Genomic DNA, 21,881 nt, shown 5'->3' with positions numbered 1-21,881 from the left:
AACCTAAAATAAGCCACTAATCTTTTTACTGGCTGAGTTAAATTAGCAAACACTTATTGTTGCATCGACTTTAATGATAAAGCGTAATAAACAGCGTTAAGTTACAATAATTTAATAATCTAGCTTACCAAGGTGAGTTAGCAATTTTCCTTTAGGAGACACATCATGACGCAAAATCAAAAGGGTTTTACCCTAATCGAATTAATGATTGTAGTTGCAATCATCGGTATTCTAGCTGCAATCGCATTGCCTGCTTATCAAGACTACACAGCTCGCGCTAAGTTGAGCGAAGTAATACTTGCTGGAACAACTTGTAAAACAGCTATTTCAGAAGTTTCTCAAACAGGCTTAAGAGCAGCTCCAACTGCCAATGGCTTTGGTTGTGGTGAAGCTGCACCTACAGGTGGTATTTCACAGTATGTTGCATCAATTCAAACGTCAGCTGACGGTGTAATCACTATCGCAGCTCAAAATATCCCTCAGCTAGGTACTAACGTAAACATTACTCTAACTCCCTACCTAAATGCTGACGCTAGTACTGCTGCAGCTGCAAAAAACTTTCACACAGCCACTGGTGGTGAATTATCTGCTGTGAGAGCTTGGGTTTGTGCTTCAGCTGGTACTAATGGTGTTGAAGCCAAATACTTACCAGCTAGCTGTCGTTAATTTTAACGCACTAACTTAAAGGGCTGTTTATTCAGCCCTTTTTGGTTATTTATGAAAAAAGATAAAGATAACGTAGATAAACTCGATACCTTTCAGTGGACCGGTTTAAGCGCACGAGGCAAAAAGCTCGAAGGCGAAATGACAGGTACTAGCATTGCCCTTGTTAAAGCGCAGCTTCGTAAACAAGGCATTACCCCCTCTAAAGTAAAACGCAAACCTAAACCTTTATTTGGTATAGGTGCAGGTGGCCAAAAGATTACCGCCAAAGACATTGCGATTTTCACACGACAAATTGCCACCATGCTGACCGCGGGCGTACCGCTTATTCAATCTTTAGAAATGATTTCATCTGGGGCAAAAAACAAAAGTTTAAGTAAACTCGTTGGTAGTATTGCCGATGAAGTAAAAGCCGGTCACCCTCTAGCTCAAGCTTTACGTGTATACCCCCGTTATTTTGATGAACTCTATTGCGACCTTATTCACTCAGGGGAACAGTCTGGTGCCCTTGATAAAATTTTTGACCGTGTTGCTGTCTATAAAGAAAAAGCTGAAGCGTTAAAGTCAAAAATTAAAAAGGCCATGTTCTACCCAATCGCCGTTGTTGTAGTGGCGCTGATTGTAACCTCTATTTTACTTATTTTTGTGGTACCCCAATTCCAAGATATTTTTAGCAGCTTTGGCGCTGAGCTCCCTGCATTCACCCTATTTGTGATTGGCATCTCTGAGTTTATGCAAGAGGCCTGGTGGATTATTGTAGGCATCATTGGTATTAGTATTTATTCTTATAAAGAAGCCCTCATTCGCTCCGCTGCTGTTCGCCACTTTAACGACAGACTGGTATTACAACTGCCTGTTGTCGGGATGATCTTACACAAAGCCGCGGTTGCCCGTTATGCACGAACCTTATCGACCACCTTTGCAGCAGGCGTCCCCTTGGTTGACGCACTTGATTCAGCCGCAGGCGCATCGGGTAATGTGATCTATAAAAATGCCATTACCGAAATCAAAGCTGAGGTGAGCTCAGGTAACCAAATGAACTGGGCGATGCGTAACTCTAAGCTCTTTCCTGACATGGTGATCCAAATGGTCTCGATTGGTGAAGAATCAGGTGCACTTGATGGCATGTTAGAAAAAGTAGCCAATATTTACGAACAGGAAGTCGATGATGCAGTTGATGGTCTTTCTAGCCTGCTTGAGCCTCTGATCATGGGTGTATTAGCCGTGCTGGTTGGTGGTCTTATCATTGCCATGTACTTACCTATCTTCCAACTGGGCTCTGTGGTTTAAGCCCCGTTTTCGTTTGCTTTTAAAGTGATGTTTTAATGCAAGAAGTAATTTATTTAATGCAAACCCAGCAGTGGTTTTTCCTCCTTACCATTGGCTTAGTTAGCCTATGTATTGGCAGCTTCTTAAACGTGGTGATTTATCGCTTACCTATTATGATGCAGCGTGAGTTTCACAATGAATGTCGACTCTCATTAGCTGATGAGCTGAAAAATAAAAATAAACTTGAAAATAGCACGAAACAATTCAACTTAATCAAACCCAACTCGACTTGCCCTCATTGCAAAACACCGATCAAAGCTTGGCATAATATCCCTTTGCTGGGCTGGTTAATGCTAAAGGGCAAATGTGCCAGCTGCTCGGCTAAAATCTCTATTCGTTATCCTTTAGTAGAACTTGGTACTGCGTTGGCTTCACTTTGGGTTGCCCTGCAATTTGGTGCAACTGAGCTAGGTTTACTTTATATTTTTATCACTTGGGTATTGGTCGCGCTTATTTTTATCGATATCGATCACATGCTACTTCCTGATCATCTCACTCTACCTCTTGTATGGCTTGCACTTATCGCCAGTGTATTGGGTTATACCATATCACCCAGTGAAGCCATTGTTGGTGCCGCAGTCGGTTATTTAAGCTTGTGGACGGTATTCTGGGCATTTAAGCTACTAACCGGAAAAGAAGGTATGGGCTATGGCGACTTTAAGCTACTTGCGATATTCGGAGCGTTACTTGGCTGGCAGGCTATTTTAACCATTGTTTTACTATCAAGTGTCGTGGGGGCTGTCATTGGTAGTATTCAGCTGGCTGTGCAAGGCAAAGAACATAGCACACCAATCCCATTTGGCCCTTATCTAGCAATTGCAGGTTGGTTAACCATTTTATATGGCGTAGAAATACAAACTTGGTATTTCAATCTTTTAGGCTAACATGGTTGAGGTCTCCCCATGAGTAATTGGATCTTAGGATTAACCGGTGGCATAGGCGCAGGTAAAACTTTAGTGTCTAACCATCTAGCGAGCTTAGACATTGATATTGTCGATGCTGACATTATTGCCCGAGAAGTTGTCGCGATTGGCTCTGAAGGGCTAGATAAAATCGTAACTCGTTTTGGTCAAGATATTTTGTTACCTGATGGCGCATTAGATCGCGCCAAATTACGTGAAATAATTTTTTGCGATATAGAGCAAAAAACTTGGCTTAATAATTTACTTCACCCACTGATCAGACAAAACATTACATCTCAATTGGCCAATGCAACCAGCCCTTATGTAGTATTAAGTGCACCGCTTTTATTTGAAAACCAATTAGATGCTTTATGTCACCATACTTTGTTAGTGGATGTGCCTGTAGAGGTGCAGATCACCCGTACCTCTGCCAGAGATATCGTCAGTAAAGAACAAGTTAAGAGTATTATCGCCGCGCAAATGCCTCGCGAAGAAAAGCGCCAAAGCGCAGACTCTATACTCAACAACCACCGCGACATAGACACCGTACTGGCAGAGCTAGAAGAATTTCATGAGACGTTTCTAAAACTAGCGGCCACAAGCAAGCGATAATTTGGTCTTTCTAATTCATTGTTTCGTAATAAGCAGCAAATGAGATAGAAAGTTAATACTTTGAGATAGGTCTGTTTTTTGCTTTCTAATTTTTTGCTAAGCTAAACACAGTTCAAGTCGTCATAGAGGCATTATGGAACATCACTCACCCCTTTTACGGAAGTTCATTACGCTCGGCCGAATTACAGCAGAGCAATTGAAATTAAAACAAGCTGAAGCACATTCGACGGCAGAACTTATTTGCTTGTGCAGTGGCATGACAGGTCAAGAACTTGCCGAGCAATGTTTAGATTTATTCCGTGTGCCCATGTTTGATCTCAGGGATTTTGATGTTGAACAGTTGTCAAAAGAGCTCATTAAAGAAAAACTCATTCGCCAACATCATCTACTGCCATTGGTTAAAAAAGGCAGAAAGCTCTTCATCGCCACCTCTGATCCGACCGATTATGGTGCATTTGAAAATTTCGAGTTTAGCACAGGCTTACAGTGTGAAGTTGTAGTCGTTGATTACAAGCAACTTGAACAAAAAATAGATCAACTGTTTGATGCCAACGGTGGCATCTCTATGAGCGAGGATGATTTTAAAGAATTCTCGGGCATGGATGTTGAAGATACTCAACAACAGCAAGACACCAACGATGAAAAAGACAAAGATGATGCCCCTATCATTGTCTACATCAATAAAATATTAATGGATGCCATTAAAAAAGGCGCATCAGATTTACACTTTGAGCCATACGAACACAAATACCGTATTCGCTTTCGTATCGATGGCATGCTACACGAAATGGCCAGCCCGCCAACCAGTTTATCAACGCGTTTATCGGCCCGTATCAAAGTTATGTCTCGCTTAGATATTGCCGAAAAACGTAAGCCGCAAGATGGCCGTATTAAATTAAAGATTTCAGATCGTAAAAGCATCGATTTTCGTGTCAGTACCCTACCTACCTTATGGGGTGAAAAAATCGTTATGCGTATTCTTGATTCATCAAGTGCCATGCTTGGCATTGATGTATTAGGTTACGAACCTGAACAAAAAGCCCTCTATATGAATGCACTGGCACAACCTCAGGGTATGATCTTAGTTACCGGTCCTACCGGTTCTGGTAAAACAGTTTCACTGTATACGGGCTTAAATATTCTCAATAAGCCGGAGCGAAATATTAGTACCGCTGAAGATCCGGTCGAGATCAATCTTGAGGGTATTAACCAGGTTCAGATCAACCCAAAAGCAGATATGACCTTCGCTAATGCGCTTAAAGCCTTCTTACGTCAAGATCCCGATGTGGTGATGGTTGGTGAGATCCGTGATTTAGAAACTGCCGAGATCTCTATTAAAGCAGCACAAACTGGTCACTTAGTGATGAGTACACTACACACTAACTCAGCGCCAGAAACCTTAACCCGCTTACTTAATATGGGTGTACCTGCCTATAACGTAGCGAGTTCTATCAGCTTGATCATCGCACAACGTCTAGCGCGTCGTTTATGCCCCAAATGTAAAACACCTGAAACCTTGCCTGAAGAAGAACTCAATCGCCAAGGTTTTGTGAAAGCGGGGATCAGTGATGTCACGCTATACAAAGCCAATGGCTGTGATCACTGTACTGAAGGCTATAAAGGTCGTGTTGGTGTCTATGAAGTTGTAAAAATCACGCCTGAAATCGCTCAAGTCATTATGGAAGGTGGTAACTCGATTCAAATCGCTGAAATGGCTGCAAAAGCTGGGTTTGCAAACTTACGTATTTCGGGTCTAAAAAAAGCCGCTGCGGGCGTCACCTCTTTGGCAGAAATAAACCGAGTAACCAGTTTCTAGATACTTAATTCTAGGCGCTATAATCTAGTATCTGGTAGCAAAGCGCATTGGTTTTAATTACACTGTGGCCAAACCGAATCAACAGAGAATGATGATGGCCACAGTTGTAAAATGCCCGACTTGCCAAGCAGATGTCGTATGGGGTGAGCAAAGCCCTCACCGCCCTTTTTGTTCAAAGCGTTGTCAGTTAATTGATTTAGGCGAATGGTCTGAAGAAAATAACAAGATATCAAGTAAGCTCTCTGCTAGCGAAGAGCTCGATGAGCAAGCTAAACAAGATATGATTGAAGACATTGAAGCTATGCTAGCCAAAAATGATAACTTCTTTCATTAAATTCACAGGTTATACAGAACAGCAAAAAGCATGACCGATATGGTCATGCTTTTTGCTTTGTAATGATAACAATTAATTATGGTGACTACCTTGCTTATTTTTTCGCTTTTCGCGCAATTCGGCTAGTTTTTCTCTTTGCTCAACGGTAAGCAACTGCCAAATTTGATGGCGACTTTTTAGATGAGCCAACATTTTTTCAGAACGCTCTGCTTTAATATCAGCCATTAATGCTTTAGCTTGTTCTTCATCAAAACTTTCGGCCTCCACTAAGGCTCGAAAGGCCTCTCTATTCGCTTTTCTCTCTGATTTAAATGCCTTTTTATCTACTCTCAATTCATCAATGATGGATTTGATTTGGGTCTGTTGGTCAACGGTTAAGTCAAGTGCAGCAACAGCACGTTTTGATAATAAAAAGTCTCCATGACCCTGACCTTTGGCATTTACCGCTAGGGTTGTCAAAATACTACCGGTTAATATCACAGCGCTCAAAATGGTTGATAATTTCATAACTTATTCTCTCTCGGGTTAACTTGATATTAAGCTTATCAAGTGCAATGCAAAGTAACGCAAGGGAACGTAAAGAGTGTGTAAAGTTCTGCAATCTGATGTGATAATCAGTACACTAAAACAATAACGTATTAGTTGTTAGGTATAGCATGAGCCAATTACTCCTCATAGAAGACGATCTCGAACTCAGTAACTTACTATGTGAATATTTGCAAAGTCAGGGGCATTCTGTATCTCAAGCATTCGATGGCGAAGCGGGTGTCTCAGTGGCACAAACTGAACAGTTTGATGTAATTTTATTAGATATTATGCTGCCAAAAATTGATGGCTTTGAAGTGTTAAAGCGCCTTCGAATGACCCACCTTACACCTGTGATCATGCTAACAGCCAAAGGAGATGACTTTGATCGTATTTTTGGTTTAGAGCTAGGTGCTGATGATTACATCTCAAAACCTTTTAATCATCGAGAATTATTAGCCAGAATAAATGCCATAACTCGCCGAGTTGAGTTTGTAAAACAATCTGAAATTGCCGAAATACTCGAATATAACCATGTATCTCTGAATTTAGCTGCTCGCACTGTTCACGTAAATAAGGCACAACTTACCTTAACCGGCACTGAGTTTTCTGTACTGCAATTATTAATGGCCCAAGTTGGCAAAGTTGTCACAAAAGAAACCATAAGCCAAGAAGTACTGGGGCGTCGGCTCGCACCATTTGACCGCTCAATTGATATGCACGTCAGTAATTTACGTAAAAAGATTGCGCAACATAGTGCAGCTAATTGTATTCAAACTATGCGAGGCAGCGGTTATGTCTTTTTGGCTCAGTAAAGCTGACTTTAAACAAGTTTTAAGTAGCCGCTTATTTTACAAAGCATTTGCTGGGTTTTGGTTAACCATTGCCTGCATCTTTTTACTGCTTGTATTATTCACACGAATTCAAGGCGAATTGCTGGACAATGCGCCTTTACAAGGTAGACATTTAGATAGCTTACAGCACTTAAAGCGAAATCTAGTTCGCCTTGTTGAGAACAGAGATAAAAGCTTACAGCAGGCTGTCGACCACCCTCGTTTGTCTCGCCATAGCTTAATTTTATTGGTCAATGATAATATCGATAAGAGCGTAGTCACGGGGAATAACGAAACAAACTTAAACCTATCAATCTTGAATGATATTGGCACTCAAAACCCGCCCAGCCAAACCAGGACGGCTCGCTATATCGCTTTTGGCCCTCTTGATGTGTCGATTCATCAAGAACACTATCGTCTATATCAAATAAAGCCGCTTCCAAAATCTATGATTTTTCATTCCATCCGAATGCTGCCTGTTTGGATGAAACTTTTAGCGGTATTTATTCCCTCGGTCATATTGAGTGTGTTCTTAACTATTTATTTGATCTTACCTCTTAACACCTTAAGTCGCAGTGCCAGACGATTAGCAGAAGGAGAACTTGATAGTCGAGTTGATGTAACTACTAAGCGTCAAGATGAGGTTGCTCAGTTGATCCATGACTTTAACTTTATGGCAGATAAGCTCACGCATAGTATTCAGGCTCATAAACAATTGCTGGCGGATGTATCCCATGAACTGCGAACACCATTAACTCGATTAAATTTAGCCAATGCCATGGCACAAGACAACGCCAATGAAACAACTCAAACTTACCTAGAGCGAATAGAAAAAGAAGCACATTGTTTAGATAAAATGCTGACTGACGTTCTCACTTTGTCACGTTTAGAATATACCAATCACCCACTCAATATTGCACCAATAAGTTTAACAAGCTTATTAAATGAATTGCTCTTAAACGCACAATTTGAAGCTCAACAGCATCAGAAAACCTTAACCCAAAATGCCATGCCAAACATTGAGCTTAGTTGTGATGCAATGCTGATAAGCTCTGCGATAGAAAATATCCTGCGAAATGCGATTAAATATGCACAATCAAATATACAATTTACTGCGTTAGAGCAAGGTAATAGGTTAGTAATTAGCATTCAAGATGATGGCCAAGGTGTCGATGAAACGACTTTGTGTGAGTTAGGCAATGCTTTTTATCGAACCGATAACGCTAGAGCTCGACAATCTGGTGGAATTGGCTTAGGTTTAGCCATTGCCAAACGGGCGCTTATCGCACACCGAGGCAATGTACAATTTGCAAATCATCAACCTCATGGACTGATCGTGACTATCACGCTACCAATATGACCTTTTACAGCTACTCAAATAAACTAGATGACCATATTCAAACCATAGAGCAACATTGGCAAAAAGGGATACATAAGCAGCTATCAGGCAAGAAAGGCCGCTTGTTTTACACTATACATACTCCCGAACATGTTGAGTATGCGGTGGTGTTAATTGCCGGCAGAATAGAAGCAAGCCATAAATATCGAGAGCTTATTTGGGAGCTAACGCAAAATAATATTGCGGTATATTGTTGCGATCATATTGGGCAAGGGCAGTCAGAACGTTTAACTACAAATAAGCAAATGGGCTATATAGAACATTTTGAAGACTATGCTGATGACCTAAATATATTTATGGAGCAAGTAGTAAAGCCTAGTACCAATAAGCATATATTTTTACTTGCTCACTCCATGGGTGGCGCAATTTGTTGTGATTATTTATCTCGCTATCAAAGCAATGCCATTGGCGCATTTATCTGTGCACCTATGCTGGGCATTAATACCGCACCTTTTCCAAACAAAGTTGCTCGATGGATAACCCAGTCAGCAAGTAGTTTGGGGTTTTCAAAGCACTATGCTTTTGGACAGTCTGACTACAAAGATAAGCCGTTCATTGATAACGACTTAACGAATAACCCTGAGCGATATGCTCAATTTAGAGCGCTCTATACTGAGCATTCACACTTACAACTTGGCGGGGTAAGTTTTGCGTGGTTACAAGCAGCCCTTAATTGGACCTCACAATTACCTAGCTTAAATAACCCGATTCCTCTTCATGTAGCTTTGGCTGAGCAAGATTCTATTGTAAATAACCAAGCAACCAAGTTATGGTTCAGTATGCAAAATAACTCGGAAGTAACCTTTTCAGAGTTTGCATTGTCTAAACATGAGCTACTAAACGAGGAAGACTCAATCCGCCAACCTTTATTACTACAATTTTATGATTTTTGTGAGTCACACACCTCTTCAGATATAGACACAGGATCTTGATGCACCATGATATCTATATGCTCCCCAAAAACAGTGCGTATCTTCTTGCACACTTGATCTGAAATAGAGTGAGCTTGTTGCAAACTGAGTGTCTGATCAAGTTCGATATGAAATTGTATAAACTTGAGTTTACCGCTTTGCCGAGTTCTTAAATCATGCACGCCATGTACGTCAGGATGTTTAGAAATCGTAGCAACTAACTGCACTTTTTCTTCGTCAGGCAATTCTTTATCCATTAAGTGATTGGCACTTTCTTTAGCGATTTCCCAGCAATTAAATAACAAGTAAATCGCTACACCGATCGCAAATATAGAATCAGCAAATAAATAACCAATAGAAGCTAAGTAGATACCTACTAGTACAGCAGCATTTAATAATAAATCTCCCTTGTAATGTAAAGAGTCAGCTTTGACAGCAATGGATTCTGTATGCTTAACAACATATTGCTGCACAGCCACGACCAAGAGCGTACAAACAATGGCAAAAGCACTTACCCATACACCTAATATTGATTGCGCCAAAGGCACCGGATTTATAAGTCGCTCAATACCATGAAAAGCAAGAAAGCACGCAGAACCAGATATAAAAGCTGCTTGACCAAGCCCAGCTAACGCTTCAGCTTTACCATGCCCAAATCGATGTTCATTATCTGCTGGGCGAAGCGCATAACTCAATACTAAAAAGCTCATCATAGAAGCTGAAATATCTAGCAAAGAATCAGTTAACGAGCCCAGCATCGCTGCACTGCCTGACGCTAACCAAGCCCAAGCTTTAGCAGCAATCATGATGCTGACTATCGCCATGGTAAACAAACTCGAAAAACGAACCAAAACATCATATTGACGGGGCATATACAGACTCCTTCAAAGCTCACCAAAACGATTACAAGCTAACACAGCTAAATAACTTATTGCTCAGTATACTTTTCGGTATACTTAGCTCAATCATTTTAGAGGTGAATATGTTAGATATTGTTTTATACCAGCCTGAGATCCCACCGAATACTGGGAATATCATTCGTTTATGTGCCAATACAGGCTACACGTTGCATTTAATCGAACCGCTAGGTTTTGAGTGGGACGACAAACGCATCCGTCGTGCCGGATTAGACTACCATGAATTTAGTGAAGTAAAGCGTCACCCATCTTTTGAAAGCTACTTAGAAACAGAACAGCCAAAACGTGTCTTTGCATGTACAACAAAAGGCAGTACTTACCACCATGAGCCACAATACCAAGCTGGTGATTGCTTAATGTTTGGTCCTGAAACGCGAGGCTTACCCGAAGACATTATTTTTTCACTACCGGCAGAGCAAAGAGTACGTATTCCTATGAAGCCAGATAGCCGAAGTATGAATCTATCCAACGCTGTTGCCGTATTTGTGTATGAGTCTTGGCGTCAATTGGGCTTCCCAAACTCGAAATAAATGATTATTTTTTAACAATTTACTCGCACAGCAATGAATTATTCACTAATATTGAATACTAACAAGGAGTGATGAGGTTATTTAATATTATGAAGTTATGGCATTCATTGCTGTTTTGCCTAATGGTTTTTTGCGCACCTCCGGCTGCGTCGCAACTTAATGCTTCCCCAATTACCATTGCAAGCGAGAATAAGCAGCATTGGTTTTTGTATGATAATGGCTTAGTTAAATTCGACGGTCACTCTCATTTTAATGCCCAGCAACTCACCCAAACACTTACACCACCATTTTTAAGTATTTTAGAACAGTCCCCTTTTCTCTGGATTGGTCATCAAAATGGACTAAGTCGGGTCAATACCCGCACATCCGAGTCACGAACCTGGTTACAAACCCCCGTATCTAAAATTAGTCAGACAACCGACAGCATTATTTTTCAAAGTAGACATCGTTTATATCAACTGAAAAATAATGCGGTTTCCTTACTGCCTATCGATGTGCAAGCCCAGCTTTGGCAAACCTCAAAGGATGGACTGACTTTTATTTCGAAAAGCAATGAATTATTTAGATGGAGTGCAGTATCAGGGAAGCAGCGTTTAGCGAGTCTTCCTTGGGAAGTTGACCAGCTATTACTTTATAAAGATAAGGTGATCCTAAAAAATGCACATAACCAAGTGTTTTTATTTTCAGAGGATTTAGCACATAAGCCATTATTAAATGCTGAAAATCTAAATATCTTTGACTCTCAGTTGTTTCATTTTGTCAAAAATGTCATTTATAGCTACGACCTAAATAACCATACTGAGTACCAATACCAAGTAAATAACTTGCCTATTGATGACTTAAAAGTAACGTCACAATCAATGTGGATATCTCAATTAGGAAAATGGCAAAAGTTTCAACCCACTCACTTGATATTACAAAATGACATTGCAAATTCCGAAGAGCTCAAGTTATACCAACAAGGTGTACAAGCATTTAACTTATTTGCTCAAAACCAACCTGTAAATGCTGTGAGATATATTGATGGTGGCCGTTGGGCGGTTGCCACAGCAAAACAGATTTTTATGTTTAATGGCGAAAAAGGCGACTTCTTACCATTGTTTGATAAAGTGGATACTCAAGCACTTTATTTCACAGGTGCAGGAAATTTATGGATTAAAGATGAGCACGGCTTTAGCCAATTTGACCTCAGCCGAAAGGTACAGCTTCATCAGTATGAAGTGCAACATATACATAGTGTCACCCAAGTCTCTAATACTCAATTTATCGCTTCAACCCCCGATGCACTGTGGTTATTAGAGAAGGGTCTAGCACATCAGCTCTCATTGCCTTTTAAAAATTTAGTTTTTGATGATGTACTTTATTCCAAACATAGTAACACGCTGCTGCTCAGCACTGAGTTAGGGTTATTTGAGTTATCATTGGTCAATAATCAAATAACTGGTTTTGTACAACGCAACCAATTCTCGGGAAAATATTTAAGTAATGCTGAAGAACAGGGTATATGGCAGTTTGATAAACAAGGTATAGCGCATTATCAAAACGGCATTACAAAACGCCTCATCGCACCATTTGAAAGCCAGCGCCAAGTCTTGAGCTTTAGGCAAAAACTGATGCTATTAAACGACAGCTTTTCGCTTATTGCCCAACAAGTCCAATCACAAGATATCCCTTTAACTTTATCTCATGTGAAATCTTATTATCAGGATAAAGTAACCGAATCTTTCAACCCTAGTTTACCGCTTGTTATTGAGCCTAACGCTAAACGCCTTAGTCTTTGGTTTTCTACTTGTGTACAATGCCAACTCAGTTATCGCTTATCTGATAACGTACCATGGCAATTGCTCGATAACCAGAAACTGACGCTAACCCCTACAGAAATGAGCTCATTAGAGGTATTAGCGTCGAGTAATAACGTCTCTAGAACACTTAGTATTACTTCAGCACAAGCACAACATGTCTGGTGGCATTGGTTACTCTTAGTCACCCCTTTTGCTGCGCTTGTTATTTGGTTATTAAAGCGCCAGCTACAGACTTCTAAGTCTAAGCTGACTGAGCATTTCAGTGATATGCTAATGACGCATTCCAAAGATGCCATTTGGCTTGCCGACGAACAATTTAATGTACTCAAAGTCAACCAAGCATATAGTGATATTACAGGTTTTTCAGCGGAAGCATTAGTGGGCCATAAGCCAAAAATTTATACTGAACAAGGCAGAAATAGAGCCTTAGAGCAGCATATTGTTGCCGAGAGCCAACTCAATGATTATTGGACTGGAGAAATTTGGACTCTAAATGCAAGCCATCAAAAGCTTGCCCTTGATGTTACCGTAACTAAGTTGACCCATGAAGAGCATCCTTCTGAGGTATTTTATTTAGGTGTACTCACGAATATTTCTGAACGAAAAGCGAACGAACAAGCGCTGCTCAATTTGTCCACACGTGACAATATTACTGGGCTTGCTAATAGAGCATTATTTATTGAGTCTTTAAACCAGGCCATCGCAAGCTGCAACAAAGCATTCCCTTCGCTATTAATCGTCCTTATCGACATTGATCATTTTAGAAAAATTAATGATTTAATGGGTCATGACAGTGGAGATGCACTACTTAAAGAAGTAGCTAAGAGACTATCTGAGCATTTAGATAAAGGATTCACACTCGCACGAGTAAGTAGCGATGAATTTGCTGTACTTATTCCTCCATATTTATTTTCTGGTATGACAATATTTTTTGCTAAAAAGCTCGCGGGTGACATTTTAAAATGCATTAACCATCCTTTTACACATCATGGTGTTGAAACCTCTGTCAGTGCCTCTTGTGGTCTGGCTATTTACCCTGATGATGCTATGGATAGTGAACACCTTATCCGCTGTGCTGATTCAGCTTTAGATCATGCCAAACATAAAGGCCATAATAGTTATCAGTTTTTTGATAAACAACGCCACCAACTTGATCCCACTATTTTATCCCGCGAGTCAGCTTTACTAAGAGCCATAGAAGACAAGCAATTTACATTGTTTTATCAACCAAAATATCAGGCTGATGAGCGAAAACTAGTTGGCTTTGAAGGGCTAGTTAGATGGCAACAACAAGACAGAACAATTGAAAGTCCAGCGAACTTTATCCCATTCGCTGAAGAGTGTGGCGCAATCATTCCTATGACTAACTATTTGCTTGAGGTTGCTTGCCAGCAAATAAGTCATTGGCGCATGTTAGGTCTCACAGGCAGCCATGTCGCAATTAATATCTCAGCTAAACACTTTGAGAGCGACTTTCTCGTCGACACAGTGAGAAATTGTTTATTGAAATATAAAGTGCCAGCTTATTGTTTAGAATTAGAAATTACAGAAAGCGCCATGATGGCTGATCCCGAACAAGCATTAAAAATTATGATGCAACTCAAAGCTCTAGGTATCACGATTGCGCTTGATGACTTTGGTACTGGGCACTCCTCATTGGGCTACCTGAAACGTTTCCCGATAGATGTTCTAAAAATAGATCGCTCTTTTATCGTCGACATTGAACATTCAGATCAAGACAGAAATATTACTGCAACAATTATACGGCTTGCCAAATATCTAAATATTAAAGTCGTTGCAGAAGGGGTTGAAAATGAAAGGCAGGCTTACCTATTAAACGTCATGGGTTGTGGCATTTTGCAGGGCTATTATTTCTCTAAGCCGCTTCCAGCTAATAAAGCTACTCAACTGTTAGAAAATGCGCTCGAAGAAACCGCAACACTAAGCTAGCATGCGCACCTCATTAAAACTTATAACACTTAAAAAACGGCGCAATTAAGCGCCGTTTTTTATTATTACTTTTTTGAGTGTTACTCAGACTTTTGCTCTCTACCTAACAGCGCCATGGCTGCCTCTTTTACATCTTTATTTTCATAAAGTACTTGGTAGATTTGCTCACAGATTGGCATTTCAATACCGCTGCGTTGAGCCAATAAATACACTTCTTTGGTATTGCGGTAACCTTCAACAACCTGTCCTATACTCTCCATCGCTTCGTCAACATCTAACCCCTTTCCAAGGGCAAGACCAAAGCGACGATTACGAGATTGGTTATCTGTACAGGTAAGGATCAGATCTCCCAGCCCCGCCATGCCCATAAATGTTTCAGGCTTAGCGCCAAGTGCACAGCCGAGTCTACAAAGTTCAGCCAACCCCCTTGTAATCAACATAGTACGTGTATTAGCACCGAAACCAAAGCCATCAGACATACCGGCACCAATGGCGATAACATTTTTTACTGCACCACCTAGCTGAATACCAATAAAGTCATCATTGCTGTAGACACGAAACGAACGACCACAGTGCAGTAATTTAGCTAAATCACTGGCAAACTCAGCTTCAGTTGCAGACACCGAAATAGCTGTCGGCAAGCCTGCCGCCATTTCTTTGGCAAACGTCGGACCAGACAACACCGCTAAAGGCACTGCTTCTCCGAGCTTTTCAACGGCAACTTCTTGCAGTAAGCGTCCAGTATTAGGTTCTAACCCTTTTGTCGCCCACACCACTTTAGCACCCGCATTGAGCATAGGTTGAATTTGCTCTAACGTTTTTGCAAAAGCATGGCTTGGCACAACCACTAAGATGATCTGACTAGACTTAACTGCTTTTGCTAAATCACTCTCAAGCTTTAAAGTTTCAGGGAAAGTAATATCGGGAAGATAACGTTGATTTTTACGCTCAGCTGCTAGCGTCTCAACATCATCGGCATTTCGACCCCATAAGGTTACTGCATGTCCATTTCGGGCAAAACTAATAGCAAGGGCGGTGCCATACGACCCCGCCCCTAGTACAGATACAACTGATTGTTCTGTTTTCATATAATTATGCGTCAGCTGGTTGCTCTGCTTGTGCTGCACGTTGCTGCATGTACTGAGCAAATAGCGCGTCAAAGTTTACTGGTGCTAGGTTAAGTTGTGGGAAAGTACCCTTGTTCACTAAACCTGCTACCGCTTCACGTGCATATGGGAAAAGAATGTTCGGGCAGAATGCACCTAGCATGTGTGCCATTTGTAGCTCTTCAAGTTCAGCGATTTGGAAAATACCCGCTTGTTGAATTTCACATAGGAATGCTGTTTCTTCACCGATAGAAGCGGTTACAGTCAGTGCTAGTACTACTTCAAAGATACCTTCGTCTAACTTGTTAGAGCGTGTATCCATGTCTAATTTTACTTCAGGCGTCCACTCTTTTTGGAAAATAGCAGGAGAGTTAGGCGTTTCAAAAGACACGTCTTTTGTGTAAATACGCTGAATTGTGAATTGTGGTCCTTCCTGCGGAGCAGCAGCTTGGTTTGCTTGTTCTGTCATGAGTGTTCCTAAAACTTGTATTTCTTAATGTAATTATTATGCGTTCAATAGGGTGTCAAGTATACCCTGCGCTTCGATTGCCATCATATCATCGCAACCGCCAATATGCGTGTTATTGATAAAGATTTGTGGAACGGTAGAACCACCATTTGCTTTTTCAATCATTTCATCGCGTAATTCAGGCTGAGCAGCAATATCATATTCAGTGTATGTTACACCTTTACTGTCTAATAATCCCTTTGCTCTGTGGCAAAAAGGGCAGTAATCTTTCGTATAAATAACAACGTTGCTCATAAAATCCTCTTGATTATTTTCCGGTCGCTACAGGCAGGTTAGCATTTTGCCATGCGCCCATACCACCGCTTAGTACATAAACATGCTCGAAACCCGCCTTTAACGCGTTGTTTGCGATACCATTTGCTGTCATGCCTGTTGTACATACCAATATAATGGGATTAGATTTAAACTTTTCAAGACTTGTAAAGTCACTTTGTTTCGCTTTTTCAGCGCTCAGTTGCACAGCACCTGCAATACGGCCTGCGTTAAATTCTTTTGCCGGGCGAATATCAACGACTTGACCTTCTTCTTTGTTGACCAGCAGTGTCAGTTGCTGCGGGTTAATTTGGCGAATTGCAGAAAATTTGCTTTTAAACCAGCTCATTACAATCATCGCAACAAGGGCCAACCAAATAATGCTTAGCACGGCATTATTGCCGATAAATTCAATATATTGTTCCATGAAATTTCCAACTACTCTGGATCTAATGATTTAGATCTTGTCTTAAAGCTCAATGACTGGGTAGTATACCGCTTGCTATTGTTTGGGTATACCCTTTTATATATGTGTTATTTACTTCACGCTAAGATGAAGATTATTCCTTTTCAAAGGGCTGAATATTCATACAAAACACGGTATGCTACTCGCAGAGTTCGTGCCTTAGTTTAGGAGCCCAAATGACTGCACAGAAAAAACCACTTGTTCTAATGATTTTAGATGGTTGGGGATACAGAGAAGAAAGCGAAAGCAACGCAATTTTAGCTGCAAATACGCCCGTTTTAGATAACTTATGGGCCACCCGCCCTCATACACTCATTTCAGGTTCAGGTTTGGATGTAGGTCTACCAGATGGGCAAATGGGGAACTCTGAAGTTGGTCACGTAAATTTAGGTGCTGGCCGTATCGTTTATCAAGACTTTACTCGTATTACTAAAGCAATCGACGACGGGGAGTTTGAGCACAACCCTGTATTAGTAAACAACATCGATAAGGCGGTTAATGCAGGTAAAGCAGTCCACTTAATGGGTCTATTAAGCCCTGGTGGCGTGCATAGTCATGAAGATCACATTATTGCGGCCATTAAACTTGCTGCAAATCGTGGTGCAAAAGCGGTTTACTTCCATGCCTTTTTGGATGGCCGTGATACACCACCTCGCAGTGCGCAAGCTTCAATTGAGAAAATCGAAGCGCTATTCACAGAATTAGACTGTGGCCGCCTTGCTTCAATTGTGGGTCGTTACTATGCAATGGACCGTGATAACCGCTGGGAGCGTGTAGAGTCAGCCTACAACCTAATGGTGTGTGCTGAAGGTCAACACACTTTCAACAATGGTGTTGAAGCTCTCTTAGCAGCCTACGACCGTGATGAAAACGACGAGTTTGTTGCAGCATCACTGGTTCAACCTGATGCAGCACCTGCTTCAACCATCAATGATGGTGACACTGTTATTTTCGTAAACTTCCGAGCTGACCGTGCCCGTCAAATGACGCGTGCGTTTATCGATGCTGACTTTACAGGATTCGAAAAGAAACAAGCACCTGAATTAAGTGCGTTCGTAATGATGACTGAATATGCTGCAGACATTAACGCACCTATAGCCTTCGCCCCTGAAAAACTGCATAACGTACTTGGTGAATGGCTAGCGAAACATGATAAGACACAACTACGTATTTCTGAAACAGAAAAATACGCACATGTAACCTTTTTCTTCAGTGGCGGTCGTGAAGAGTTATTTGCTGGTGAAAAGCGTGAACTGATCCCTTCTCCACAAGTTGCCACTTATGACCTGCAACCAGAGATGAACTCAACTATGTTGACTGATAAGCTGGTTGAAGCAATTGAAAGCGGTGAACATGATGTGATCATCTGTAACTATCCGAATGGCGATATGGTTGGTCACTCAGGTGTATTTGAAGCCGCAGTAAAAGCCTGTGAAGCCGTTGATGCATGTATTGGTCGTGTTGTTGAAGCGTTAGAAAAAGTCGGTGGTGAAGCACTGATCACAGCTGATCATGGTAACGCTGAGCAAATGACCAATGCAAAAACGGGTCAAGCTCATACGGCCCACACTAGCGAGCCGGTACCATTCATTTATGTAGGTCGTGATGCACACCCACACACAGGCAAAACATTAAGTGATGTGGCACCGACTATGCTACACCTACTTGGTATGGAACAACCTGCAGAAATGACAGGTTCACCTATTATGACCATTAAGTAATGCGCAAAAGCTTACGCATTATTTTCGGCATAACGACTATGTTGGTATTGGCTTTTGCCAATGCCAACGAGTCTCGTACTAAGCAAGATTTAAACGCGGTACAAAAAGAACTCGAAAAAAGCCAAAAAAGCTATCAACAACAAAACGAAAGATTCAATAAACTGAAACGCAAGTTACGTGATTTCGAATTACAAATTGCACAGCACGCTAAAGCACTGTCATTGACCGAGCAAGGGATCAATGAGAATCGCCAACAACAATATACCCTCGAAAGTGAGAACAAATGCTTAGAACAACAAAAAAGTAATCTACAAACACTTCTCGCAGGGCAATTAAAAAGCGCTTACATGACTGGCAGTCATGACTATTCAAAAATGTTACTCAATCAAGAGCATAGTGCTACGCTTGAGCGTACCTTGAGCTATTACGATTACTTCAATAAAGCCCGCATCACACAAATTGAAGCTTTAAAGAAAGTCATAGAACAACTAGCTGAAAACCAACAAACACTTGAACAGAAGCAACTGCAACTCAACGATTTATTTACACAGCAAACAGAGCGTTTAGCCGCACTCAAGGCCACCAAAGAACAGCGTCAAAACAGCCTTTCACAACTTAATAGCGCATTAAAACAAACACAAAGCGCCATCGCTTATTTGAAAGAGAATGAACAAACCTTAATCACCACACTCTCGCAATTAAATGAACAGCAAAGCGAGTCATTGGTGCCAGTAGAATTAATTGGGTTACGCAATAAAAAAGGGAAACTGCCTTGGCCGAGTAAAGGCCGCCTAAAACACCGCTTTGGCCAACGCAAACATGCTGGCATGAATTGGAAAGGAGTATTTATTGCAGCAAAAACAGGAGATAACGTTAAAGCCGTACAACAAGGCCAAGTTGTTTTTGCCGATTGGCTCAATGGCTTTGGTTGGGTCATTGTCGTCGATCATGGTCTTGGTTACATGAGTTTATATGGTCACGCACAAACGCTTTTAAAAGATGTCGGTGATCAAGTTCATAGCGGTGAAAGTATTGCATTAATAGGTCAGAGCGGCGGACAAGCTGATCCTGGTCTATACTTTGAGTTACGGCATAAAGGAAGCGCTGTCGATCCAGTAAAGTGGTGCAAATAAGTTAAAGAATAACCTTGCTGCACCTGACTAGGAGCAGCATATGAATTCATTCTTAATCAATTCAAAACCGTTAGATTGCCTTAAATCTAAATTTATTTTCTTATGCATGTTTATGATGCTGAGTTTATACATCAGTTGTTCAGCCATCGCATCTACAGCACAATTTACTCAGCAACAAACCAACGAAATTCTTTATCATATCCATACCTATTATGTGGATGATGTACCACTAAGTCAGTATCACAAAAGCAACTTAATCGATGTCTTTGACCAACTTGACCCTTACTCAAAGTATTTAAGTGCCAGTGAACTTGAAAGCTTATTCAGTGCCGCTAATGGCCGTTACACAGGCATAGGCATTGAAGTTGAAGAAGTTGACAATCGCATTGTGATTTTAGGGACATTACCCGGCTCACCCGCTGAGCAAGCAGGTATTGAAGGCGGCGATAAACTGGTAGCAATAAATTCTGAAGATGTCACTAAAAGAGACATTGCCCACGTTTCTAAGTTACTAAAAGACGCGGCTCTAAAAACCATCTACATAACCGTTGAGCGTGCAAAAAGCGAGTTAACATTAGCACTAAGACGTGAAGAAATTAATGTTGAAAGCGTATTTAGCCAGCTTTTAAGCAGCCAAAACGCCTATATTTCTCTGCAAAGCTTCAATAATCACAGTTACCATGACGTTGCACGTCACATCAACAAACTGACTTCAAATAACGGTGGCCCACTTGCAGGACTAATCATCGACCTACGTGATAACCCTGGTGGCACTTTAAGCAGCGCGGTGGCTATTTCTGATTTATTTTTGCAAGCAGGCACCATAGTCACCACTAAAGGGCGCTTTTATGATGCAAACCAAAAATTTGTCGCACAACATGGCGATATTTTAAATGGCGCCCCGATTGTGGTGTTAATCAACGAGCAGTCCGCTTCTGCAGCAGAAATCTTAGCTGGCGCTTTACAAGATAACCAACGCGCAATCGTCGTCGGTAGCAAGTCTTATGGCAAAGGCTCAGTGCAGTCACTGATCCCCATCGGCGATGGTACAACCGCACTAAAACTGACTACTGCAAAATATTTTACACCTTCTGGTCGCTCTATAGATGGAGTGGGTATTAAGCCTAATATTTTACTGGCTGAACAAGGGCTTTCACATTTAAATAAACGCGCTATAATGGCTGGTGAACTTTCGAGCAACATGGCTAATTTAGCTTTGCTAGACAAGCATTTAGTTGACGCAAAAAGTTACTATAAAGAAAAAATTAAATAAGAGAGTACTCACTCTCAAGCTACAGGCTCATAAATAGAAGAATACACTGTGCGCTCATTATTTTGGTTATTGCTAAGTTTTTTTTACTCAGCGTTACCTTTACATGCTAAACAAATTGCCATAGTGATCGACGATGTGGGAAACCACCAGCGCGATCTCAATTTGCTATCTCTGCCCGGTGAGCTGACTTTTGCCATCTTACCGCACACTCCCTATTCTCAAAAATTTGCATACCTAGCCAGCCAACAAAGTAAAGAGCTACTTTTGCATGTGCCTATGCAAGCAATTGAAGACAAAGCGCTCGGCCCTGGCGCATTGACTTTAGACATGGATAAACAAACGCTACAAATGACACTAGGTCACGCACTAGCCAGTTTACCTCAAGTCAGTGGCGTGAATAACCATATGGGCTCAGCATTGACTCAATATAGCGACCCAATGAAATGGACGATGGAAGTCTTACGCAAACGCGGTTTATATTTTCTTGATAGCCGAACAACTAATGAGTCACAAGCTCAAACTATGGCTGACTTATATGGTGTGGCTAATATTGCACGTCAAGTCTTTCTCGATAATGAGAAACAAGATGCCTACTTTGCTCAACAGTTGGCTGAAGCTAAAAGCATCTCCTTAAGAAATGGCCAAAGCGTACTTATCGCGCACCCATATCCTGAAACTGTGGCGTTTTTACACGAACAAATCCCACTATTACTTGCACAAGGCTACGAGCTCGTTTCCCTATCGCAACTCGTTCACACTCGCTATGTTCAACTTGCGAAAAACACGGGGCAATAGTGACAAGCATCACTGAGAAATAAAACTTTGATCTCGATTTAAGCAAGCCAGAATAAAATGGGTTATAACTTTATAAGTTGATC

General features: G+C 41.2%; 21 protein-coding genes. 15 read left to right on the top strand and 6 right to left on the bottom strand.

Annotated elements, in window-relative coordinates; genetic code table 11:
- Window positions 1–165 precede the first annotated feature (165 nt).
- The 6 genes from CWB72_RS11785 (at window position 166) to yacG (ending at window position 5,656) form a co-directional block, all read left to right on the top strand.
- Window positions 166–666, top strand: a complete 501-nt coding sequence (locus tag CWB72_RS11785; protein ID WP_138631601.1) for a pilin — start codon at window positions 166–168, stop codon at window positions 664–666.
- Window positions 667–717: 51 nt separating this feature from the next.
- Window positions 718–1,953: a type II secretion system F family protein gene (locus tag CWB72_RS11780; RefSeq protein WP_138566893.1), complete on the top strand. Its 1,236-nt coding sequence runs from the start codon at window positions 718–720 to the stop codon at window positions 1,951–1,953.
- Window positions 1,954–1,988: 35 nt separating this feature from the next.
- A complete protein-coding gene (locus CWB72_RS11775; RefSeq protein WP_138631599.1) occupies window positions 1,989–2,876 on the top strand; it encodes a prepilin peptidase in 888 nt (295 codons plus the stop codon).
- An 18-nt stretch (window positions 2,877–2,894) separates the two neighbouring features.
- Window positions 2,895–3,506 carry a dephospho-CoA kinase gene (coaE, locus tag CWB72_RS11770; RefSeq protein ID WP_138631597.1) on the top strand — a complete coding sequence of 204 codons (612 nt, stop codon included), beginning with the start codon at window positions 2,895–2,897 and terminating at the stop codon, window positions 3,504–3,506.
- A 133-nt stretch (window positions 3,507–3,639) separates the two neighbouring features.
- Window positions 3,640–5,322: a type IV-A pilus assembly ATPase PilB gene (gene pilB / locus CWB72_RS11765; RefSeq protein WP_138631595.1), complete on the top strand. Its 1,683-nt coding sequence runs from the start codon at window positions 3,640–3,642 to the stop codon at window positions 5,320–5,322.
- Window positions 5,323–5,416: 94 nt separating this feature from the next.
- Window positions 5,417–5,656 (top strand): DNA gyrase inhibitor YacG, encoded by a 240-nt coding sequence (gene yacG, locus CWB72_RS11760; protein ID WP_138631593.1) that lies wholly within the window; start codon window positions 5,417–5,419, stop codon window positions 5,654–5,656.
- A gap of 72 nt (window positions 5,657–5,728) precedes the next feature.
- Here the strand turns inward: yacG and CWB72_RS11755 are convergent, their stop codons facing one another.
- A complete protein-coding gene (locus tag CWB72_RS11755) occupies window positions 5,729–6,163 on the bottom strand; it encodes a Spy/CpxP family protein refolding chaperone (RefSeq protein ID WP_138631591.1) in 435 nt (144 codons plus the stop codon).
- A 149-nt stretch (window positions 6,164–6,312) separates the two neighbouring features.
- Here CWB72_RS11755 and CWB72_RS11750 point away from each other — a divergent pair, with 149 nt between their 5' ends.
- Genes CWB72_RS11750 through CWB72_RS11740 form a run of 3 tightly spaced genes read left to right on the top strand, consistent with a single transcriptional unit; the run spans window position 6,313 to window position 9,345 of the window.
- On the top strand, window positions 6,313–6,996 hold the full coding sequence (locus tag CWB72_RS11750; protein WP_130254650.1) for a response regulator transcription factor: 684 nt from the start codon (window positions 6,313–6,315) through the stop codon (window positions 6,994–6,996).
- Window positions 6,977–8,374 (top strand): ATP-binding protein, encoded by a 1,398-nt coding sequence (locus CWB72_RS11745; RefSeq protein ID WP_138631589.1) that lies wholly within the window; start codon window positions 6,977–6,979, stop codon window positions 8,372–8,374. The genes CWB72_RS11750 and CWB72_RS11745 overlap by 20 nt, the downstream gene beginning before the upstream one ends.
- Window positions 8,371–9,345, top strand: a complete 975-nt coding sequence (locus CWB72_RS11740; RefSeq protein ID WP_138566886.1) for an alpha/beta fold hydrolase — start codon at window positions 8,371–8,373, stop codon at window positions 9,343–9,345. The genes CWB72_RS11745 and CWB72_RS11740 overlap by 4 nt, the downstream gene beginning before the upstream one ends.
- Here CWB72_RS11740 and CWB72_RS11735 read toward each other — a convergent pair.
- Window positions 9,294–10,196 (bottom strand): cation diffusion facilitator family transporter, encoded by a 903-nt coding sequence (locus tag CWB72_RS11735; RefSeq protein WP_138631587.1) that lies wholly within the window; start codon window positions 10,194–10,196, stop codon window positions 9,294–9,296. The genes CWB72_RS11740 and CWB72_RS11735 overlap by 52 nt on opposite strands.
- 110 nt (window positions 10,197–10,306) lie before the next feature.
- Here CWB72_RS11735 and trmL point away from each other — a divergent pair, with 110 nt between their 5' ends.
- Both trmL and CWB72_RS11725 read left to right on the top strand, forming a co-directional pair.
- Window positions 10,307–10,771, top strand: coding sequence for a tRNA (uridine(34)/cytosine(34)/5-carboxymethylaminomethyluridine(34)-2'-O)-methyltransferase TrmL (trmL, locus tag CWB72_RS11730; protein WP_130254646.1), 465 nt, complete (start codon window positions 10,307–10,309; stop codon window positions 10,769–10,771).
- A gap of 89 nt (window positions 10,772–10,860) precedes the next feature.
- Entirely contained in the window at window positions 10,861–14,523 is a 3,663-nt protein-coding gene (locus CWB72_RS11725; protein ID WP_171037283.1) for a bifunctional diguanylate cyclase/phosphodiesterase, read from the top strand.
- 80 nt (window positions 14,524–14,603) lie between these two features.
- Here the strand turns inward: CWB72_RS11725 and gpsA are convergent, their stop codons facing one another.
- From gpsA to CWB72_RS11705, 4 genes are read right to left on the bottom strand one after another with little or no spacing between them, the layout of a single operon-like run.
- Window positions 14,604–15,611: an NAD(P)H-dependent glycerol-3-phosphate dehydrogenase gene (gpsA, locus tag CWB72_RS11720; protein WP_138631583.1), complete on the bottom strand. Its 1,008-nt coding sequence runs from the start codon at window positions 15,609–15,611 to the stop codon at window positions 14,604–14,606.
- Between the two features lie 4 nt (window positions 15,612–15,615).
- Window positions 15,616–16,098, bottom strand: coding sequence for a protein-export chaperone SecB (gene secB / locus CWB72_RS11715; protein WP_138479843.1), 483 nt, complete (start codon window positions 16,096–16,098; stop codon window positions 15,616–15,618).
- Between the two features lie 36 nt (window positions 16,099–16,134).
- Window positions 16,135–16,392 carry a glutaredoxin 3 gene (gene grxC, locus CWB72_RS11710; protein ID WP_138631581.1) on the bottom strand — a complete coding sequence of 86 codons (258 nt, stop codon included), beginning with the start codon at window positions 16,390–16,392 and terminating at the stop codon, window positions 16,135–16,137.
- A gap of 13 nt (window positions 16,393–16,405) precedes the next feature.
- A complete protein-coding gene (locus CWB72_RS11705) occupies window positions 16,406–16,837 on the bottom strand; it encodes a rhodanese-like domain-containing protein (protein ID WP_138631579.1) in 432 nt (143 codons plus the stop codon).
- Between the two features lie 215 nt (window positions 16,838–17,052).
- Here CWB72_RS11705 and gpmM point away from each other — a divergent pair, with 215 nt between their 5' ends.
- From gpmM to CWB72_RS11685, 4 genes are read left to right on the top strand one after another with little or no spacing between them, the layout of a single operon-like run.
- A complete protein-coding gene (gene gpmM / locus CWB72_RS11700; RefSeq protein WP_138631577.1) occupies window positions 17,053–18,597 on the top strand; it encodes a 2,3-bisphosphoglycerate-independent phosphoglycerate mutase in 1,545 nt (514 codons plus the stop codon).
- The gene (locus tag CWB72_RS11695) at window positions 18,597–19,730 is read left to right on the top strand and encodes a murein hydrolase activator EnvC family protein (protein ID WP_138631575.1); all 1,134 of its coding nucleotides are present in this window, start codon (window positions 18,597–18,599) and stop codon (window positions 19,728–19,730) included. The genes gpmM and CWB72_RS11695 overlap by 1 nt, the downstream gene beginning before the upstream one ends.
- Window positions 19,731–19,770: 40 nt before the next feature.
- Complete coding sequence (locus CWB72_RS11690; protein WP_138631573.1) at window positions 19,771–21,003, top strand: S41 family peptidase; 1,233 nt, start codon at window positions 19,771–19,773, stop codon at window positions 21,001–21,003.
- A 48-nt stretch (window positions 21,004–21,051) separates the two neighbouring features.
- Window positions 21,052–21,798 carry a divergent polysaccharide deacetylase family protein gene (locus CWB72_RS11685; RefSeq protein ID WP_138631571.1) on the top strand — a complete coding sequence of 249 codons (747 nt, stop codon included), beginning with the start codon at window positions 21,052–21,054 and terminating at the stop codon, window positions 21,796–21,798.
- Window positions 21,799–21,881: the final 83 nt, after the last annotated feature.

The sequence above is a fragment of the Pseudoalteromonas phenolica genome (assembly GCF_005886345.1).
In the GTDB taxonomy this organism is placed as follows: Bacteria; Pseudomonadota; Gammaproteobacteria; order Enterobacterales; family Alteromonadaceae; genus Pseudoalteromonas; species Pseudoalteromonas phenolica_A.
Note: the sequence above shows the minus strand (reverse complement) of the source record. Positions and strands in the feature narration are given on the sequence as shown.

Excerpts from the sequence above, each read along its gene's own strand:
- CWB72_RS11785 (WP_138631601.1), top strand. The coding sequence starts at position 166 with ATGACGCAAAATCAAAAGGGTTTTACCCTAATCGAATTAATGATTGTA.
- CWB72_RS11780 (WP_138566893.1), top strand. The coding sequence starts at position 718 with ATGAAAAAAGATAAAGATAACGTAGATAAACTCGATACCTTTCAGTGG.
- CWB72_RS11775 (WP_138631599.1), top strand. The coding sequence starts at position 1,989 with ATGCAAGAAGTAATTTATTTAATGCAAACCCAGCAGTGGTTTTTCCTC.
- coaE (WP_138631597.1), top strand. The coding sequence starts at position 2,895 with ATGAGTAATTGGATCTTAGGATTAACCGGTGGCATAGGCGCAGGTAAA.
- pilB (WP_138631595.1), top strand. The coding sequence starts at position 3,640 with ATGGAACATCACTCACCCCTTTTACGGAAGTTCATTACGCTCGGCCGA.
- yacG (WP_138631593.1), top strand. The coding sequence starts at position 5,417 with ATGGCCACAGTTGTAAAATGCCCGACTTGCCAAGCAGATGTCGTATGG.
- CWB72_RS11755 (WP_138631591.1), bottom strand. The coding sequence starts at position 6,163 with ATGAAATTATCAACCATTTTGAGCGCTGTGATATTAACCGGTAGTATT.
- CWB72_RS11750 (WP_130254650.1), top strand. The coding sequence starts at position 6,313 with ATGAGCCAATTACTCCTCATAGAAGACGATCTCGAACTCAGTAACTTA.
- CWB72_RS11745 (WP_138631589.1), top strand. The coding sequence starts at position 6,977 with ATGTCTTTTTGGCTCAGTAAAGCTGACTTTAAACAAGTTTTAAGTAGC.
- CWB72_RS11740 (WP_138566886.1), top strand. The coding sequence starts at position 8,371 with ATGACCTTTTACAGCTACTCAAATAAACTAGATGACCATATTCAAACC.
- CWB72_RS11735 (WP_138631587.1), bottom strand. The coding sequence starts at position 10,196 with ATGCCCCGTCAATATGATGTTTTGGTTCGTTTTTCGAGTTTGTTTACC.
- trmL (WP_130254646.1), top strand. The coding sequence starts at position 10,307 with ATGTTAGATATTGTTTTATACCAGCCTGAGATCCCACCGAATACTGGG.
- CWB72_RS11725 (WP_171037283.1), top strand. The coding sequence starts at position 10,861 with ATGAAGTTATGGCATTCATTGCTGTTTTGCCTAATGGTTTTTTGCGCA.
- gpsA (WP_138631583.1), bottom strand. The coding sequence starts at position 15,611 with ATGAAAACAGAACAATCAGTTGTATCTGTACTAGGGGCGGGGTCGTAT.
- secB (WP_138479843.1), bottom strand. The coding sequence starts at position 16,098 with ATGACAGAACAAGCAAACCAAGCTGCTGCTCCGCAGGAAGGACCACAA.
- grxC (WP_138631581.1), bottom strand. The coding sequence starts at position 16,392 with ATGAGCAACGTTGTTATTTATACGAAAGATTACTGCCCTTTTTGCCAC.
- CWB72_RS11705 (WP_138631579.1), bottom strand. The coding sequence starts at position 16,837 with ATGGAACAATATATTGAATTTATCGGCAATAATGCCGTGCTAAGCATT.
- gpmM (WP_138631577.1), top strand. The coding sequence starts at position 17,053 with ATGACTGCACAGAAAAAACCACTTGTTCTAATGATTTTAGATGGTTGG.
- CWB72_RS11695 (WP_138631575.1), top strand. The coding sequence starts at position 18,597 with ATGCGCAAAAGCTTACGCATTATTTTCGGCATAACGACTATGTTGGTA.
- CWB72_RS11690 (WP_138631573.1), top strand. The coding sequence starts at position 19,771 with ATGAATTCATTCTTAATCAATTCAAAACCGTTAGATTGCCTTAAATCT.